The organism is Methanoculleus marisnigri JR1, from assembly GCF_000015825.1.
Lineage (GTDB): Archaea > Halobacteriota > Methanomicrobia > Methanomicrobiales > Methanoculleaceae > Methanoculleus > Methanoculleus marisnigri.
In genome coordinates this window covers 1,270,267-1,287,874 of record NC_009051.1, presented here as the reverse complement: position 1 = coordinate 1,287,874, position 17,608 = coordinate 1,270,267, and the positions used below count along the sequence as shown (strand labels likewise).

Here is a 17,608-nt window from a genome sequence, read left to right as displayed (position 1 = left end):
ATGCAGTGCGAACTATGCGGCGCTCCTATAGTGGGACCGTCGAAAACCATCCAGATCGAGGGTGCAGAACTCTGCGTCTGCGTTCGATGTGCGAAACACGGTACAGAAGTCCAGCAATCGCGACGAAGAGGTGCCCCGCAGAAGAAGCCGGGAGTCGCAGCCCCACAGGGCTCCAGGAGGAGGCCCCGGGACGTCTTTGACCTGATGGAAGGAGAACTCGTCGACGATTACGCCGACCGCATCCGCGCCGCCCGGGAAGAGAAGGAGTGGTCCACGCTCGACCTCGCACATGCGATCAAAGAGCGTGAGATCCTGGTCAAGAAGATCGAGAAGGGCGACCTCATCCCCGAAGACGATGTCCGGAAGAAACTCGAGAAAGCACTCAATATCAGGCTGATCGACTCGGCCGAAGACAGCACCTCCACGGGCGGACCCGGTCGGGTGACCATGACCGTCGGCGACGTCATATCGTTCAAGAAGAGCCGGAAATAAGGCAAACCGCCATATTTTTTCCGCCGGGCCATCTCCTGCCCCGGATTCTCCTCCCGTGTGCAAATCCGGCATGTTTTTATACAAGAACGCATAACGGTATTGCCAATGCGTGGTGGATGTTTTTTCGCCGGTGACCGTTTTTACCTCGGTTAACGAAGTAACCGCCGCGTGTACAGAAGCGATTTGCCAGTTTTTGACAGCCGATATCCGTAACTCCGGAGCGGCAGCGTTTTATCGCTATTTTACCTGGTTTATCCAGTTTTAATTACTCCCGGAAAGACTGCATCATCAAAATCCGGGGAGGACTATGGTTATGAGAGGAAAAGAGATTCGTCTGGAACGTATCATGGATCGGAACACCGGCAGGACCATCATCGTGCCGCTCGACCACGGGGTGACGCTCGGCCCTATCCCCGGGCTGGTCGACGTAGGGAGAACCATCGACCTCGTCGCCGAGGGCGGAGCGAACGCGGTCATCGGCCACGTTGGGCTTGCGCTGCACGGCCATAGGGGGCACGGGCGGGACGTCGGCCTCATCATGCATCTCTCGGCGAGCACCAGCATCGGCCCGGACCCGAACGACAAGGTGCTCGTCAACACCGTCACGAACGCCCTGAAGATGGGCGCCGACGGCGTCTCGGTGCACATCAACGTCGGCGCCGACTCCGAGGCACAGATGCTCGAGGACCTCGGGCGGGTTGCGGTCACGTGCATGGAGTGGGGGATGCCGCTCCTCGCGATGATGTACCCGCGGGGCAGGAAGGTCGCGGACGAGCACGACCTTGAGTGCGTCAAACTCTCCGCACGGGTGGCGGCGGAGCTCGGCGCCGATATCGTGAAGACCGTCTACACCGGGGATGCGGACTCGTTCCGCGAAGTAACGAGAGGATGCCCGGTGCCGGTCGTGGTCGCGGGCGGCTCGAAGACCGATGATCGGGCGATCCTCGATCTGGTCGAGGGTGCGATGGAGGGGGGTGCCGCCGGGATATCGATCGGGAGGAACGCCTTCCAGCACCCGGCGCCCGATCGTCTTATCCGTGCTGCAGCACTGATCATTCATGAAGGGCGGTCGGCAGAAGAAGCGGTTGAGATTCTCCGGACGTGATGGATATGATAGGAAAAGAGATCCGCCTTGAGCGGATAATGGACAGGAACACCGGCCGCGCCGTGGTCATTCCCATGGATCACGGGTTCACGATGGGCCAGATCGAAGGGCTCTGCAACATGACAGAGACGGTCAACGCGGTGAGCGAGGGCGGGGCAAATGCGATCGTCCTCCACAAGGGCATGGTGAAGGGAGGGCACCGGAAGCACGGAAAGGATATCGGGCTTATCGTGCACCTCTCCGCGAGCACATCGATGAACCCCGATCCCAATGATAAGGTAATCGTCTGCACCGTGGAGGAGGCGGTCGCGCTCGGTGCCGACGCGGTCTCGATCCACATCAACCTCGGCGCGCCCAACGAGTCACGGATGCTCGAATCGGCGGGCGAGGTGGTGCGGGACTGCAACCGCTGGGGGATACCGCTCCTGATCATGATCTACCCCCGCGGCAAGGGGATCGATCCCACCTCGCCGCAGTCGATCGGGCACTGCGTCCGGGTGGCGGAAGAGCTCGGGGCCGACCTGATCAAGACGAACTACACCGGGGATCCCGAGACGTTCCGCCGGATCACTGCCGCCTGCTCGGTGCCGGTGATGATCGCCGGCGGCGAGAAGGGCGGGGATATGGAGACGCTCACGACCATCCGCGACGCGATCGATGCGGGGGCGGCAGGCGTCTGTATGGGCAGGAACGCTTTCCAGCGCGACGACCCTGCCCGGTTCATCGCTGCGATATCACGGGTCGTGCATGGGAGAGCAAGTCCGGCCGAAGCCCTGGAGACTGAGCGATGAAACTCTTCTGGGTCGATCTCCGGCCGTGGAGGAAGGATCTCGCGACGACCGCGATCGAGAGCGGAGCAGACGCCCTGGTTGTCGAGGACGCAGAGCGCGTGCGAAAACTCGGCCGGGTGACGGCGATCGCGGAGAACGGCGATCTCGTCCCCGGAAAAGACGTCTTCGAGATCGAGATCGTCGACAAGGAATCCGAAGAGGAGGCGCTCCGGCTCTCCCGCGAGGGTCTTGTCATCGTCCGGACAGGAGACTGGACGGTCATCCCGCTCGAGAACCTCGTCGCGCAGTCCGACCGGATCGTCGCCGCGGTCGGGAACGCCGACGAGGCGAAGGTCGCCCTGACCGTCCTCGAACGCGGGACGGCGGGCATCCTTCTTGCGACCGACGATCCGGCGGAGGTCCGGCGGGTCGCGAAGACGATTGCCGGCGCCGGCGCGTCTGTTCCTCTCGTCCCGTTCGAGGTGACCCGGATTGTCCCCGTCGGGATGGGCGATAGGGTCTGCGTCGACACCTGCTCGATCCTCGCCGACGGAGAAGGGATGCTCGTCGGCAACACCTCCTCGGCGTTCCTGATGGTCCATCCCGAGACCCTGGAGAACCCTTACGTGGCGCCGCGCCCGTTCCGGGTGAACGCCGGGGCGGTGCACGCCTACATCCTCCTCCCCGGCGGGAAGACCGCGTACCTCGCCGACCTCGCGGTGGGTGACAGGGTGCTCGTCGCGGAGCATACCGGCCCGACCCACGACGCGGTCGTCGGCAGGGTGAAGATCGAGCGCCGCCCGCTCCTCCTCGTCGAGGCGAAGGCCGGCGACGCGACAGTGAGCCTGGTTCTCCAGAACGCCGAGACGATCCGGCTCGTCCGGGAGGACGGGACGGCCGTATCGGTCGCCGCCCTCACGGTCGGCGACAGGGTGCTCGGCAGCGTCGCGGAGGGCGGCCGGCACTTCGGCGTCGCCGTCAAAGAGACGATCCTGGAGAAGTGACGGGAATGCTTGCAGGCATCATCGGCGGCACGGGACAGATGGGGCGGTTCTTTGCCGGGGTCTTTCAGGCCGCCGGCTGGGAGACGATTGTCTCGGGGACTGCGACCTCCCTCACGAACCGCGCCGTCGCGGAGACGGCAGATCTCGTCATGGTCTCGGTTCCCATCCGCGCCACCGTCGGGGTGATCCGCGAGGTCGCGCCGCTCCTCTCGGAGGAGCAGGTCTTCTGCGACCTCACCTCCCTCAAGGTCGAACCGGTCAGGGCGATGCTCGCCTCCCGTGCGGAGGTGATCGGGCTCCACCCGATGTTCGGGCCGGGTGCCGCGTCGCTCCGGGGCCAGACGATCGTCGCGACCCCGGCCAGGTGCAGCCCGGAGACCCTTGAAGGACTCTTATCCGTCTTCCGCGACCAGGGGGCGGCGATCACCCTCTCGACACCGGAAGACCACGACCGGATGATGGCGGTGATCCAGGGGCTCACCCACTTCGGGACGCTCGCGAAGGCGGAGGCCATCCGCCGGACCGGCGCCGACGTCGCGGAGACCCTCCGGTTCACGAGCCCCGTCTACCGGATCGAGATGGGGCTCGTCGGACGGCTCCTCGCCCAGGATGCGGGGCTCTACGGCGACATGCTGCAGATGAACCCGGCCGTCCCGGAAGTGCTTGCACAGTTCGAGGAGGCTGTCCGGACGCTCCGCGAGATCGTCGAGTCCGGGGACGCCGAACGGTTCCGGGACTTCTTTACCGCGAACGCCGGCCATTATGCCTCGTACCTCCGGGCCGCGACGGAAGAGACCGACGACCTCATCAGCCACGTGGTGAGCCGATGACCGTCGCAACGCTCGGACCGGCCGGGACGGTCAGCCACGAACTCGCGGCCAGGCTCTACGGTGACGATATCGAACTCCTGCCGACGATCCGCGCCATCATCAAACGCGTGGCGTCCGGCGGAGCGAAAGGGCTCGTCCCGATCGAGAACTCGGAGGCCGGCGGCGTGGGGGAGACCCTCCAGGGGCTGATGGAGTTCGATGTCTCGATCACCGGAGAGGCTTACATGCCCGTCCGGCACCACCTCGCGGCCAGGGGAGACCCCGCACGCCTCCCGGTCATCTACGCCCACCCGCAGACGCACGAGCAGTGCTCCGTCCTCCTCGACGGACTCGGGGTGGAGGTCGTGCACACGAGCAGCAATGCGGCGAGCGCGATGGCGATGCAGAGAGAGAGCCGCGCCGGCGCGGTCGTCTCGGAGACGGCGGCACGGATCTACGGTCTCCCGATTGCCGTCCGGGATGTCCAGAACAGCAGGGACAACACCACCCGGTTCGTCGAGATATCTGCTCTCCCCCGTGAGATCGCGGGAGCCACGAAGTGCAGCCTCCTCGTAGACCCCGAACTCGACCGGGTCGGGCTCCTTGCCGATATCCTCGCGGTCTTCGCCCGGCGCGGGATCAACCTGACCCGGATCGAGTCGCGGCCGTCCCGCCGGGGCATGGGGAAGTATCTGTTCTTCATCGACATGGAGATCGCCGAAGGATGGCGGGAAGCAAAGGAGGAACTCAAGAGCATGACCACCGTCAGGGAACTCGGGTGCTACGCCCGCATGGAGGTGCCGATATGATCGTCCGCGTCTCGCAGACCGGCCCGGTCGACGCGGCGTTTCCGGCGCCGCCCTCCAAGAGTTACACCCACCGGGCGCTGATCGCGGGAGCGCTCGCCTTGGGAAGAACGCGAATCGCACGGCCGCTCCGGGCGGCCGATACAGAACTGACCGCCCGGGGGCTCGAAGCCCTCGGGGTGCCGCTCGAGTGGCTGCCGGGGGAGATCGCCGTCGCCGGCTGCAGCGGCACCTTCCCGGCGGCGGGAGAGGTCACCATCGACTGCGGGAACTCCGGGACGACGCTGCGGCTCCTCACCTCGGCGGCGCTCCTCTCGCAGCACCCGGTGGTGCTGACGGGGAGCCCACGGATGCTCGAGCGGCCGGTCGGCCCCCTTGCGGGGGCGCTCCGGGCCCTCGGGGGTGACGTCGCGTTCACCGGTCAGCCCGGCTACCCGCCCATCCGCATCTCCGGGAGACTCCGGGGCGGGAGGGCGACGATCGACGGAAGCATCAGCAGCCAGTTCGTCTCGTCCATCCTGATGGCGGCGCCCTACGCAGAGGAGGACGTGGAACTCACGCTCCCGGCGACCCCGGCCTCGCGGTCGTATCTCGACGTGACCGCGGACGTGATGCTCCGGTTCGGTGCGCATATCGAGCGGCAGGGCTACGACCGGTTCCGGGTGGAGAGCGGTAGAGCCTACCGGGGGAGGGATTACCGGGTCGAGGGCGACTACTCCTCGGCCTCCTATCTCTTCGCGGTCGCGGCCGTCTGCGGCGGGAGGGTCGCGGTCACGGGCCTGAACCCGACTTCCGTCCAGGGCGACCGCCGGTTCCTCGACGCCCTCGAGGCGATGGGGTGCAGCGTCGCCGCCGGCACCGACGCAGTGACGGTGGAGCGGACGGGCGATCTCAAAGGCATCGAGATCGATATGTCCTCGTCCCCCGACACCGTCCAGACGCTCGCGGCGGTGGCGGCGACGGCAGGGTCGCCAACGACGATCACCGGGACGGCGCACCTGCAGTACAAGGAGAGCGACCGCGTCGGGGTGACGGCGGACACCCTCCGGCGGATGGGTGCGGGGGTCGAGGTCACGGAGGATTCCCTCACGATCACGCCCGCGCCCCTCCACGGGGTGGCCGTCGACCCGCACGACGACCACCGGACGGCGATGGCGTTTGCCGTGCTCGGGCTCGCGGTCGGGGGGATGGCGATCCGTGACCCCGAATGCGTGGAGAAGTCGTTCCCCGGGTTCTGGGAGGCGCTCTACGGGGAGGGGCTGCTGTGAAGGTCGTCCTTACCGGCTTCCGGGGGACCGGGAAGACATCGGTCGGACTGATCCTCGCGGATCGCCTCGGGCTGCCGTTCTACGACACCGATGCGATGATCGAGCGCCGGGCCGGGATGCCGATCCCGGAGATCTTCCGGCAGCACGGGGAAGCGCACTTCCGCGCCCTCGAGCGGGAGGTCGTCGCGGCGCTCCGGACGGCGGAGGGCGTGATCGGCACCGGCGGCGGGGCGGTATGCGACCCGGCAAACGTCGCCGACCTCCGGCGGCACGGCAGGGTCTTCCTCCTGACCGCCCCGCCCGGGGTCATCGTTGAGCGGATCGCCGGGAGCGACCGGCCGGGGCTGACCGATCTGGCCCCCGAAGAGGAGGTGCGCACGCTCCTTCTCCGGAGAAAGGAGGCCTACCTCGGCGCGGCCGACGCCTGCATCGATACCGGGAGGCGCACGCCCGGGGAGGTCGCGGATATGATCGTCCGGGAGCAAGGGTATGGGAATGTGACCGCACGCGAAGACGCGAAGACGCGAAGGCCTGAGCGCGACGCCCTCCTTGAACGGTTCGGCCTTTCGGGCCTCGGGGCTATGATCGACCGGAACCCGGGCCTTATGGTATGCGCCATCGCCGGCAACCCCTGCGCCCACAGCAGGAGCCCGCTCCTCTACAACCGGCTCTTTCAACACTTCGGGATGAACTATCACTACACGCGCTTCGAGTGGCCGGATGCGGGAACCATCGTCCGCCTCGCGACCCTCCTCCCCCTGAAGGGCTTATCCGTAACCATCCCGTTCAAGACCGACGTGATGCGCCATCTCGATGAGATCGACGAGCACGCGACAGCGATCGGGGCGGTGAACACCATTGTCCGGTGTGGCGGGAGGATGTACGGCCACAACACCGACTGGCTGGGGGTACAGATCCCGCTCGCCCACCGGCGGGGCGGCCGGGCGGCGGTGCTCGGCGCCGGGGGCGCGGCGGCCGCGGCGGTCTACGCGCTCAGAACGCTTGATATGGACGTCACGGTGCTTGCCCGGGCTCCGGGTGCAGCGCGGGGGCTTGCAGAGCGGTTCGACTGTCGGTGGGGCGGTCTCGAAGAGTTCAAAGGGGGCGACGCCGATGTAGTGGTACACGCAACCCCGGTCGGGATGGAGCCCGACACCCGGAGCCTGCTTGCCGCGGACGACCTCGAGCGTGGGACGACCGTATTTGACCTCGTCTACACGCCACCGGAGACGCCGCTCATCCGGGCGGCGAGAGAGGCCGGGTGCGAGACGATACCCGGCACGGAGATGTTCGTCCACCAGGCGACGGAGCAGTTCCGGCTGATAACCGGACTTGCGGTCACGCCGGAACTGGTTCGGGAGATGCTTGCATGAACACGTTCGGAAGAAATTTCAGGTGCACGACGTTCGGCGAGAGCCACGGGTTGGCGGTGGGTGCGGTCGTCGACGGCTGCCCGCCCAATGTCCCCCTCGCGGAGGCGGATATCCAGCCCTACCTCGACCGCAGGCGGCCGGGGAAGAGCCCGCTTGCGTCCGGGCGGCAGGAGGCGGACAGGGTGGAGATCCTCTCGGGAATTTTTGAGGGAAAGACGACCGGCGCTCCGATCGCGCTCCTCGTCAGGAACCGGGATGTCCGGTCGGAGGACTATGACGCACTCCGGGACGTCTTCCGGCCGGGGCACGCGGACTACACCTGGCAGGCGAAGTACGGGCTTCGTGACCACCGCGGCGGCGGGAGGAGTTCGGGCCGGGAGACCCTTGCGCGGGTCGCGGCGGGAGCGGTGGCGATTCGCTGCCTCGAACCCAGCGGCATCACGGTCCGGGGGAGGGTCGTCGAGGTGCACGCCGCGACGGATCCGGAAACGATGGAAGCGGAGATCCGTGCCGCCCGGGATGCGGGCGACTCCGTGGGCGGCATCGTTGAGGTGACGGCCTCCGGGTGCCCGGCGGGGCTCGGCGACCCGGTATTCGGAAAGCTCGACGCCGCCATCGCCGGGGCGATGATGGGCATCGGTGCGGTGAAGGGTGTCGAGCTTGGCGAGGGGTTCGGCGCCGCGAGGTTCTTCGGGAGCGAGATGAACGATCCGATCACCGCAGAAGGGTTTTCGAGCAACCATGCGGGCGGCGTTCTTGGCGGAATCAGCACCGGGCAGGATATCGTCGTCCGGCTTGCCGTCAAGCCGACGCCCTCGATCCGCAAGGCGCAACGGACCGTCGATATCGCCGGGAAGGAGCGGGAGATAACGGTCGAAGGGCGGCACGACCCCTGCATCGCGCCGCGGGTCGTCCCGGTTGCGGAGTGCATGCTCGCGATGGTTATCCTAGACGCGATGCTCGAGCAGGGGAAGTATCGGGGATTTGGCGCGATGGGCTGAAGGGCGCGACTGCCCGTAGGGCAGGAGCGTGAGAACCGTTAAGGTGCGAAGGACGACTTCCCCGCAGGGGAAGGAGTTCGAGAAGACCAGAGGTCTTCGAGCGGGGAGTAAAGGGAGGGGATTCCAGGATCCCCGGCCTGCGTCCACTATGTTCCTACTCCTGCCGTTCCGCTGGCCGTTCAACGAAAACCTGGCGGTTCTCAAGTTTCAGATCTGCATTGGGACTCACTAAATACCCGTCCACGGATTTCCACTGGATATCGCCACGCAGGGGGGTGGGGACAGGGGAGGGGGGAGCATCCCCCCTCCCCTGCAACCCCTCCCCCTATGGCGATATTCCCACGGTCCACTGCACCGGGTTTTTCTCGTTACACTGTCCGAAGAGAGGCACAGGCACCGTCAGGTGTGAGCGACATCGAACAAACGGTTCTTTCTTCGCAAACTACCTGCCCCTATTTGCGACACTTAGAACCGCGGCACACCTGGGTTTCAAGAAGGCCATCGCCTTCCAAAAGCCCACCCCAGCCCGTGCCGCCCCGTCTCCCCCTTCACTTCAACAGATCCGCAAGTTGCCGCATCTCCCGTATGTGGTACTGCCCTTCGGCCGTCGGGGCGCCGGCATGGCTGAACGTGAACTCCGACCCGAAGAGGGGCAGGATTGCGCGGGCGTAGCGGAACTCGGCGCCCATGATGCTCGTGCAGATCGGTTTCTGGGCCTGGTGGGTGAAGAGGACGAGTTCGAAGAGGTCTTCCCGGGTTTTAGGCCGCACGACGATCTTCGGGATATCGCCGTATGACCGGAGCATCTCGTCGATCCTCCCGAGCTCGGGCACGGTGGGCATCTCGTTCGTGTGGAGCGATGCAAGAATCTGGACTCCCTGGCTCTTGATGAACGGCGCGTGATCCCGGTACCGTGCTTCCACGTCCACGATATCGACGTATCGTGCTATCGGCCCGACGATCCGGGCCCAGAGATCCGCATCGCCGACAAACCGGCCTCCCTCGTCCCTGCTCCTGAGCGTGGCAATCAGCGGGATATCGGTCTTCTCCCGGATGGCACGAACCTGATCCTGCAGATCCCCCTCCATCCGATCGAGCCTGATCTCGATGAACGTCGGGTTGTACTCCGCCACTTCGTTGATAGCGGCGGCATTCTCCACAGAGACGACGATCTTCATACTTACCGGATGTATTCCCGCCCTATCACTTAAAAGTCTGCCTGCGGTCTTCAGGAGATCGGGAGCGGGCCCGGCCCGCCGTCACTTCCCCACCGCACCGTAGCGCTCCAGCATGGCGGCGACCGCCTCGTCGAAGACTTCCGGCAGCCGTTCCCGGATCCCTTTCACCCCAACCTCCGTGACGCCGCCGCCGGTCGCGACCCGCCCGACCAGGTCGCCGGGGGTCTCGCCGGTCTCCCGGAGGTAGGCGGCCGTAGCCGCAGCCGTCTCCGTTGCGAGTTCAAGCGCCCGATCCCCCGAAAGACTGCTCGCATGGGCAGCCGCGCCCGCCAGTTCCTCGATGACTGCGGCGAGCAGCCCCGGCCCGCAGCTCGAGAGTATGGTGGCCGCCGGGAGTTCTTCCTCCCCGACAAGCATCACGTTCCCGATGGACGAGAAGAGTCCCTCAATCCGGAGAGCGTCGTGCATGCCCACCTGCCGCCCGTGGCAGACGAGCGTCGTCCCCTGTCCGATCGTTGAGGTGATCGTGGGAATGGCCCGGGTGACCGAACCTGAAAACAGCCCCTCAAGCTCCGTGAGGCCGACGCCTGCGGCAAGCGAGACGATATGCTCGTCGCCGTCCATTGCCGGAAAAATCTCATGGAGGACGTCTTTCACCTCCTGCGGCCTGACGGCGAGGATGATCGTGCGGCACTGTCGTGCGAGTTCACTGTTTGTTGCGGCGATGCCGATGCCCGGCCATGCTGCGGCGCATGCATCCCGGCTCTCCTGCCTCCTGGACGTTACCACGACCTCATCGACGCCGAGCACGCCGGACGAGAGAAACCCATCCACCAGCATGCTGCCCATGTGTCCGTAGCCGATAACCCCTATACAATCCATACACAAGCCCCTCTCCAGATCGTTCTCCTGTGCAAAAAGGATACCCGCTTCACCCGGGGTGGGTATATAGGCCGCCAGAGCGAACGGTACGAAGCAGATGCCGCACGATCACCATAAGACGTCCGGGTCGCCGGAACTGCTTGCGCCGGCCGGGTCGCCGGAGGCCCTGGCCGCAGCGGTTGCCGCCGGCGCCGATGCCGTCTACCTTGCCGGGCGACGGTTCGGGGCCAGGCACTACGCGGCGAACTTCTCCGACGAGGAACTCGAATCCGCCGTCGGTTACGCGCACCTCCATGGAGTCAGGGTTTACGTCACCGTAAACGTCCTCGTCCGGGACGCCGAACTCCCCGACGTCGCCCGCTACCTCCTCCGGCTCTACGAGCTCGGGGTCGATGCCGTTCTGGTGCAGGATATCGGTGTGGCGGCGCTTGCCCGGGAGGTCGTCCCGGACCTCATACTCCACGCCTCGACCCAGATGACGATCCACAACCGCGAAGGCGTGGTGCGGGCGGCACGGGAGGGGTTCTCCCGCGTGGTGCTCGCCCGGGAACTCACGCTGTCCGAGATCGAGGGTATCGCAGAGGATGCGGAGGCACGGGGGATCGGCATCGAGGTCTTCGCCCACGGGGCGCTCTGCTACTGCTACTCGGGCCAGTGCCTCCTCTCCTCGGTCATCGGGGGACGGAGCGGGAACCGCGGGATGTGCGCCCAGCCCTGCCGGAAGCCCTATCGGCTCATGGCCGCCGGGACGGACGAGTACGGGCGCCCGAAAGACCTGCGGGCGAGGTCCGGATCGGACCGTTACCTGCTCTCGACCCGTGACCTCTCGGTATACCCGCGCCTCGACCTCCTTGCACGTTCGCCGGTGGCCTCGCTCAAGATCGAGGGGAGGATGCGCTCGGTGGAGTACGTGGCCACGGTGACGGCCATCTACCGGCGCGCTCTCGACGCGATCGCCGCCGGGGAAGACTGGTCGCCCTCGCGGGAGGATATGCGCGACCTTGCGCTCGCGTTCAACCGGGAGTTCACGGAGGGCTACATCCTCGGCGCCCGCGATATCATGGCCCGCGACCGGCCCGGGAACCGGGGCGTCCCGCTCGGCACGGCCATTGGCTACGACCCGCGGCGGCAGGAGGCGACCGTGCGCCTTACGGGCGATCTCGTGCCGCGTTCCGGCGACGGGCTCGCCTTCTGCACCGACGACCCCGACCGCGACACAGGAGCGGTCGTCCGCGGCACGCCCGCCGTCCGCCGCGGAACGGTGCGGCTTTCCGTTCCCGCACCCGTCGATCCCGGCGCCCGGGTCTTCCTGACGAAGAGCGCGGATCTCGAGGAGCGGGCGAAGCGGATCATGAAGAGACCCCTGCAGCCGCTCCCGCTCGACGTGACGGCCGTCTGGGAGGACGGCACGCCCTGCCTGGAGGCGGTCATCGATCTGCAGGGGAGCGAACCGCTCCGGGTGCGCTACCGCCCGGATCTCATGATGGAGCCTGCACGGAGCCGGCCGATTACCGGAGAGCAGATTGCGGAGCAGCTGACAAAGACCGGGGGGACGCCGTTTACGATACGGAACCTGACGCTCCGCTACCCCGGCGGGCTCTTTGCACCGCTCGGGGAACTGAACCGGGTCAGGCGGGCATTCCTCGAGAGGGTCGAGGAGGCCATGCTCGCTGCACGGCGACCCGGGGAAGACGCGGTGCGTGCCGCCCGGGAGAGGGCCGAAGCGGCAGTTGCCGTGCTGGAACAGCCTGCAGGTTCTCACCGGAACCCGCGGGTTCCGTCGGTCTCGGTCTACACCGATACCCTCGAGGGTGCACAGGCCGCCGTCCGGGGCGGCGCACGCACCGTCTACCTGGAGGTATCCGCTCCGGGCATCCTCGAAGAGGCCGCCGGCGTCTGTCGGGAGGGGGGTGCGGACCTCGTCTGGAAATGGCCGTCGATCACCCGGCGCACCTTCCTCGACGCGGCGGCTCCCCTCCTCCCATCGCTTTACGATGCGGGCGTCCGCAGGGTGATGGTGAGCGGGACGGGCGCAGCGGACGCGGTGCGGCGGGCCGAACCCCGGATGGCGCTCTACGGCGCCGCCGGGCTGAACCTCTGGAATCACCGCACCGCCGCGGAACTGGCGCCGCTCTTCCTGCGGTGCACGGCATCCCCCGAACTCCCGGCCGACGACCTTGCCGGGCTTGCGGCCCTGGCCGGGGATGCCCCCGGACTCGAGGTGCTCGTGCAGGGCAACGTCGAGGCGATGGTGACCGAGGACAGGCTCGCGGCGGCGGTCGCCGGAGAAGAGTTCCTGGGTCTCCAGGACGGAAGAAACCGCGTCTTCCCGCTCCGGTGCGACGGCGAGGGGCGGACATACATCGCAAACGCCGTCGAGACCTGTCTCATCGACCGCCTGCCTCAAATCGCCGCGATGGGCATCGACGCCGTCGCCATCGACGCACGGGGACGGGGGCCGCGCTACGCAGCGGAGATGACCCGGCTCTACCGGACGGGCATCGACGCCGCGGCCCGGGGAGACCACGGCGTCCTTCCCGGGCTCAAGGACGAGGTGAAACGGCGGGCGCTCGGCGGCATCACCGGCGGGCATTTTGTCAGGGGGATAGAGGAGTGAGGCTGGTTACGAAGAGAACTTGTGCCGGAATCATCCGCGAGGAATCTAGGCACACAGTTTTTTGATCCGCAGAGAACGTGAAAAACTACTCGACTAAGCGGATCATGCCAAGCTGTTCTTTACACCATTCGCACTCGGAACTGGATAACCCTGTTTCCGGAGAATCGATCAAATTCAACCAGTTTAAACGAATTTCTTCATATTGTCCCATAAGGTGCGTGTGATCAATCTCACCTTTAATTCGTGCATATACATTTCCATCCGACTTCTTCACCAGGCCAGCGATCTCATTTCTTCCAAGAAAGAAGCCGATTACTGCCATCATTTGAGCAGATACCTCCTCCTTCTGATGAAACTTTGGTGCAACAGATTCCGCGGGTCTGAACCCTTGACTAAACCTTATATACATGGTCCGTCTCATACGTCCCCTTGAACTCTGTTCATGTAAATATTTTCTGTCTTTGATCGAAACATGTACATGCGAGTTTTCCCCGACTAGGGCTATAACAAAGATGGAATGTGGAAACGGCGTTTGCCTAGTATCGCCATGTGGGGAGGGGCTGACGGGGAGTGCGACGGGCGGGACGGCCGGAGCATGAGCACCGTTAGGTGCGAGGTGCGACGTTCCGAAGCGCGACGGATCGTTAGAACCGGAGCGTGAGCACCGAAGGTGCGAAGGAACGGAGCTCAACCACCGTCAGGTGGGGAGGGGGGTCTCCCCCCTCCCCTGTCCCCACCCCCCGTGGCGATTCTCCCACGGTCCACTATACGGGGACATTCTCATGTCAGGCTGTTCTGTTGTTTTCAACTGAAAAGCTTCGAACTTACCGTCTTCACTTAAACCAACGCTTCGCAAATTCCGCTGGACACAAGTCGCTGTCATCCAGCGCTCAGTTGCTTCAGAATATTGCAAGTCACCAAGCGATCCACCTTCCCACCGTCCTCTCAGCCCCCGCCACCAGCATCAGAGTTAATATCAAGAGGAGCAACCTATCAGGCAGACGTGATGAATATGGATTCCCCGTTCGTTCTGGTCAATCTCAAGACCTATCAGGAAGGCATGGGCAGCAACGCTCACCGGATCGCCGCTGCGGCCGAGACCGTGGCAAAAGAGAGCGGAGCCGTCATCGGCATCGCGCCGGCCTTCACCGAGCTTCACCCGATGAGCCACCACTACGCGATCCCGGTCTACGCCCAGCATATCGACGCGATCACCCCAGGCGCCCATACCGGGCATATTCTCCCGGAAGCCGTCCGGTCGGCGGGCGCACGCGGCACCCTGATCAACCACTCCGAGCGCCGCCTCACCCTGGCCGATATCGGCGCCTGCGTCGAGAGCGCCCGGAGGCTCCACCTCGAGACGGTCGTCTGCACGAACAACGACGCGACGAGCGCCGCCGCCGCAGCGCTCCGGCCCGACTACGTGGCGATTGAGCCCCCGGAGCTGATCGGGAGCGGGGTCTCGGTCTCGAAGGCCGACCCGGGGATCATCGAGCGGTCGGTCAACGCCGTCCGGGCGGTGAACCCGGACGTGAACGTCCTGACCGGGGCGGGCATCCAGTCGGGCGAGTGCGTGAAGATCGCCGTCGACCTCGGGACATGCGGTGTTCTCCTCGCCTCAAGCGTGGTCAAGGCCGACGATCCCGAAGCGGTCCTCCGGGACCTGGTCTCGCTGCTCTAAAATCAGGTGATCAACGATATCAGGTCGTGCTTGGTGATCACGCCCTGCACCTTCCCCTTCTCGATAACGACGACCGCGTGGCTGTGGTGCAGGAGGTGGACGACCGTGTCGATCGGCGCCGTCGGGGGAACTGTCGGGAACCCGGGCTCCAGGTAGTCCTGCACCAGTCTCCGGTGCGTATGGTGGAGCCCTCCTTCTTCCATGGCGTTCATGATAGCCGATTCGGATATGCACCCGACGGGCACGTCCTTCTCGAGCACCGGCAGCTGGGAGATACCGTTTGTGCCCATGATCTCGACGGCACGGCCGACAGGATCGTCCGGGGCGACGGAGAGCACCGGGGTGTGCATCACATCGGCCGCCGTGATCGCCGAGTGCTCCGCTGCCCGCAGGACGTCCACGATCTTGGCGAGCGTGCTCACCCTCGGGTCCACGCTGCCTGCCTCGATCCGCGCGACCATGGACTGGCTGATTCCGGCCATACGGGCCACATCGGCCTGCTTTAAGCCCATTCGAAGTCGTTTTTCCCGAAGTTCCGCCGGGGTGGGTATCTCCATCTTATTACTATTAGTAATTTTTTTACATATATATTTGCCTGTAGGCACTGGAGAGGTTAATATACCCCCGGATGCATGGGGTGAGTATGGCCGTAACAGAGGAGGAGCAGCAGACCGTCCTTGCAAAGGTTAGGGATATCCTCTCGACCTACTACACCCGGGACGCCGTTCGGAGCGAACTGGAGGTTCTCGGGTTCGACGTCAGGGCGGAGCACGCCGACGTCGTATCCATGGAAAACACACCCGCCGAGATCTTCGTCCAGCTCTCCGTTAACGAACGGGGCGACGTCTTCGATTCGCACGTCGTGACGTTTGATGAGATCGAACTGAAACCACGAAGCGGCTGAGGCTCTATAACGGTTTCCTTGAAAAGAACTCGGAATGTTGTGAAGAGTGGGAGGAGTAAGCCTCCTTCTGTTCGGTGCGGCATTCAGCTACGCGCCATACCTGGGCGGATACCAGACGATCCATATGCCCGATTCTGGCTTGCACCCGCAGGGATTCACCGTTTCATCGTTTCCCGCCGCTGCGTTCAACGAGTTGCGCGGAAACCCGCGCCGCTTGCCCCCGGACGGGGGCTCGATCGTTTCATCACTGACGGCGGGCCGTGTCGTTTCTGTGTCATTGCCGTGACTCTCGCCACCCGCACTTGCATGCGGCTGCGTGTCTGGCCGGTGGGAGGACTTTCCTCAGCGGCACAGGATGTGCCACCGTCGGCCGCACTCTCCCTCTCCCATATAATACTTCACCACGGGAGTATATACCCGTACGGGTGCTCCGCCCGGGTTCATCCGGGGCCGCCGAAAATGGAACCATTGTACGGGCGTTTCTGGATCGGCCGCGCATATCCTAACAGCAGATAGGATTATATACTGGTTCCGAGGTCTTACCATTGGCGTTACCATGGGGGGAAGCGAAGTTCATACACACCTGGAGCTTGCAGCAATCTTTGCGGCGTTCGTCGCCGTCACCACACTCTTCTCGCTCGTCTCGTACGGGGTGGGCGCTATGGGCGGCGGCTCTTCGCCCGATTCGGATATGTATCCTGTCTTTGCCGCAGGCGAACCGTATCTTGAACCGGCCGGGGAGGTCACCGGCTCCTCGTCGATTCCGGGGCTCTCCGGCACCTTCGTCGATACCGTCGCCGTCCGCGTCGCCCATACCGGGGAAGGCGATCCGGTCGACCTTGCCCGGGCCACCGTGACGGTCATGGCAGGGACGTATCTTGAGATCCTCGCCCCGTCCAAAGACACCCTTCCGGAACCGGGGACGTGGTCGGCGGCAACACCCCGGGGCGACAACCTCCTCGGTGCCGGGGAGGAGTGCACGATCCGGCTCCGCCTCGACCGGCCGATCCCCGCAGGCGAGTCCCTGACCGTTCTGGTGCGCCCCGAGGGCAATGCACCCTGTTCCATCATCTCGTCGCCCGGTGTTTGTACTCCCTCTTCTCCCGAGAAAGACTAAAAGTATTCAATATCATACAACCCATTTTGATGGAAATGCTGACCCCGGAAGAAGGCAGAACGGCAGTTCGTCTGGCACGCAAAGCCGTCGAGAAAGCCGTCGACGGCGAACGGATGATGCTGCCCGATCTCCCCCCTGTTTTTGGGGAGAAACGCGGCGTCTTCGTCACGATCAAGCGGCAGGGACGCCTCCGCGGATGCATCGGCCTCCCGTACCCGGTAAAACCGCTCGGCGATGCGATCCTCGAAGCGGCCGCATCGGCGGCTCTCAAGGATCCCCGGTTTCCCCCGGTATCGCGGCGGGAACTCGCCGACCTCGATCTCGAGGTGACGGTGCTCACGCCCCCGCGGCCGCTCGACTGCCCGCCGGAGGAGCGCCCCAACTGCGTCGAGGTCGGGAAGCACGGCCTGATCGTCAGCGGCCTCGGAAGAGGGGGGCTCCTCCTGCCGCAGGTTCCGACCGAGTACGGCTGGGACAGCAGAGAGTTCCTCGACCAGACCTGCGTCAAGGCCGGGCTTTCGCCCGGGTGCTGGCAACGCGGCGACGTCGCCGTGCAGACGTTCGAGGGGCAGATATTCGAAGAAAAGGCGGTTTAACCCGA

18 protein-coding genes and 1 other RNA gene are annotated in these 17,608 nt (G+C 65.1%); 14 read left to right on the top strand and 5 right to left on the bottom strand.

Translation table 11 applies throughout. The features are described 5' to 3' along the window. The 9 genes from MEMAR_RS06395 to MEMAR_RS06355 all read left to right on the top strand — a co-directional run bounded on the left by MEMAR_RS06395 (nucleotide 1) and on the right by MEMAR_RS06355 (nucleotide 8,628). A complete protein-coding gene (locus MEMAR_RS06395) occupies nucleotides 1-492 on the top strand; it encodes a multiprotein bridging factor aMBF1 (RefSeq protein WP_011844145.1) in 492 nt (163 codons plus the stop codon). A 313-nt stretch (nucleotides 493-805) separates the two neighbouring features. After that, nucleotides 806-1,597: a 2-amino-3,7-dideoxy-D-threo-hept-6-ulosonate synthase gene (locus tag MEMAR_RS06390; RefSeq protein ID WP_011844144.1), complete on the top strand. Its 792-nt coding sequence runs from the start codon at nucleotides 806-808 to the stop codon at nucleotides 1,595-1,597. A gap of 5 nt (nucleotides 1,598-1,602) precedes the next feature. After that, a complete protein-coding gene (locus MEMAR_RS06385; protein ID WP_011844143.1) occupies nucleotides 1,603-2,388 on the top strand; it encodes a 2-amino-3,7-dideoxy-D-threo-hept-6-ulosonate synthase in 786 nt (261 codons plus the stop codon). Continuing rightward, nucleotides 2,385-3,371 (top strand): 3-dehydroquinate synthase II, encoded by a 987-nt coding sequence (locus MEMAR_RS06380; protein WP_011844142.1) that lies wholly within the window; start codon nucleotides 2,385-2,387, stop codon nucleotides 3,369-3,371. Before MEMAR_RS06385 ends, MEMAR_RS06380 begins: the two co-directional genes overlap by 4 nt. Nucleotides 3,372-3,376: 5 nt before the next feature. After that, nucleotides 3,377-4,201: a prephenate dehydrogenase/arogenate dehydrogenase family protein gene (locus MEMAR_RS06375; protein ID WP_011844141.1), complete on the top strand. Its 825-nt coding sequence runs from the start codon at nucleotides 3,377-3,379 to the stop codon at nucleotides 4,199-4,201. Continuing rightward, complete coding sequence (locus MEMAR_RS06370; protein WP_011844140.1) at nucleotides 4,198-4,989, top strand: prephenate dehydratase; 792 nt, start codon at nucleotides 4,198-4,200, stop codon at nucleotides 4,987-4,989. The genes MEMAR_RS06375 and MEMAR_RS06370 overlap by 4 nt, the downstream gene beginning before the upstream one ends. Then, on the top strand, nucleotides 4,986-6,254 hold the full coding sequence (gene aroA / locus MEMAR_RS06365; protein WP_011844139.1) for a 3-phosphoshikimate 1-carboxyvinyltransferase: 1,269 nt from the start codon (nucleotides 4,986-4,988) through the stop codon (nucleotides 6,252-6,254). Before MEMAR_RS06370 ends, aroA begins: the two co-directional genes overlap by 4 nt. Then, nucleotides 6,251-7,627, top strand: coding sequence for a shikimate dehydrogenase (gene aroE / locus MEMAR_RS06360; protein WP_011844138.1), 1,377 nt, complete (start codon nucleotides 6,251-6,253; stop codon nucleotides 7,625-7,627). The genes aroA and aroE overlap by 4 nt, the downstream gene beginning before the upstream one ends. Next, nucleotides 7,624-8,628, top strand: coding sequence for a chorismate synthase (locus MEMAR_RS06355; protein WP_011844137.1), 1,005 nt, complete (start codon nucleotides 7,624-7,626; stop codon nucleotides 8,626-8,628). Before aroE ends, MEMAR_RS06355 begins: the two co-directional genes overlap by 4 nt. A gap of 548 nt (nucleotides 8,629-9,176) precedes the next feature. Here MEMAR_RS06355 and MEMAR_RS06350 read toward each other — a convergent pair. Together MEMAR_RS06350 and MEMAR_RS06345 are read right to left on the bottom strand one after the other, a co-directional pair. Next, the gene (locus MEMAR_RS06350) at nucleotides 9,177-9,806 is read right to left on the bottom strand and encodes a type I 3-dehydroquinate dehydratase (protein ID WP_011844136.1); all 630 of its coding nucleotides are present in this window, start codon (nucleotides 9,804-9,806) and stop codon (nucleotides 9,177-9,179) included. 81 nt (nucleotides 9,807-9,887) lie between these two features. Next, on the bottom strand, nucleotides 9,888-10,688 hold the full coding sequence (locus MEMAR_RS06345) for a pyrroline-5-carboxylate reductase family protein (RefSeq protein WP_011844135.1): 801 nt from the start codon (nucleotides 10,686-10,688) through the stop codon (nucleotides 9,888-9,890). 97 nt (nucleotides 10,689-10,785) lie between these two features. Here MEMAR_RS06345 and MEMAR_RS06340 point away from each other — a divergent pair, with 97 nt between their 5' ends. Beyond that, on the top strand, nucleotides 10,786-13,305 hold the full coding sequence (locus tag MEMAR_RS06340; RefSeq protein WP_011844134.1) for a U32 family peptidase: 2,520 nt from the start codon (nucleotides 10,786-10,788) through the stop codon (nucleotides 13,303-13,305). A gap of 85 nt (nucleotides 13,306-13,390) precedes the next feature. On the opposite strand, the gene MEMAR_RS06335 is transcribed toward MEMAR_RS06340, so the two are convergent. Then, nucleotides 13,391-13,630, bottom strand: a complete 240-nt coding sequence (locus MEMAR_RS06335; protein ID WP_187147907.1) for a hypothetical protein — start codon at nucleotides 13,628-13,630, stop codon at nucleotides 13,391-13,393. A gap of 687 nt (nucleotides 13,631-14,317) precedes the next feature. Between MEMAR_RS06335 and tpiA the strand changes: the two genes are divergently transcribed. Next, nucleotides 14,318-14,986, top strand: a complete 669-nt coding sequence (gene tpiA / locus MEMAR_RS06330; RefSeq protein WP_011844133.1) for a triose-phosphate isomerase — start codon at nucleotides 14,318-14,320, stop codon at nucleotides 14,984-14,986. A gap of 2 nt (nucleotides 14,987-14,988) precedes the next feature. On the opposite strand, the gene MEMAR_RS06325 is transcribed toward tpiA, so the two are convergent. Then, nucleotides 14,989-15,543, bottom strand: coding sequence for a CBS domain-containing protein (locus tag MEMAR_RS06325; protein ID WP_011844132.1), 555 nt, complete (start codon nucleotides 15,541-15,543; stop codon nucleotides 14,989-14,991). A gap of 86 nt (nucleotides 15,544-15,629) precedes the next feature. On the opposite strand from MEMAR_RS06325, the gene MEMAR_RS06320 reads away from it, so the two are divergent. After that, nucleotides 15,630-15,890 (top strand): hypothetical protein, encoded by a 261-nt coding sequence (locus MEMAR_RS06320; RefSeq protein WP_011844131.1) that lies wholly within the window; start codon nucleotides 15,630-15,632, stop codon nucleotides 15,888-15,890. 44 nt (nucleotides 15,891-15,934) lie between these two features. Here the strand turns inward: MEMAR_RS06320 and rnpB are convergent. Further along, nucleotides 15,935-16,276, bottom strand: an RNA gene (rnpB, locus tag MEMAR_RS12560) — RNase P RNA component. Between the two features lie 170 nt (nucleotides 16,277-16,446). Here rnpB and MEMAR_RS06315 point away from each other — a divergent pair. Together MEMAR_RS06315 and MEMAR_RS06310 are read left to right on the top strand one after the other, a co-directional pair. Next, nucleotides 16,447-17,007, top strand: a complete 561-nt coding sequence (locus MEMAR_RS06315; RefSeq protein WP_011844130.1) for a hypothetical protein — start codon at nucleotides 16,447-16,449, stop codon at nucleotides 17,005-17,007. A 29-nt stretch (nucleotides 17,008-17,036) separates the two neighbouring features. Then, the gene (locus tag MEMAR_RS06310; RefSeq protein ID WP_048063777.1) at nucleotides 17,037-17,603 is read left to right on the top strand and encodes a TIGR00296 family protein; all 567 of its coding nucleotides are present in this window, start codon (nucleotides 17,037-17,039) and stop codon (nucleotides 17,601-17,603) included. Nucleotides 17,604-17,608: the final 5 nt, after the last annotated feature.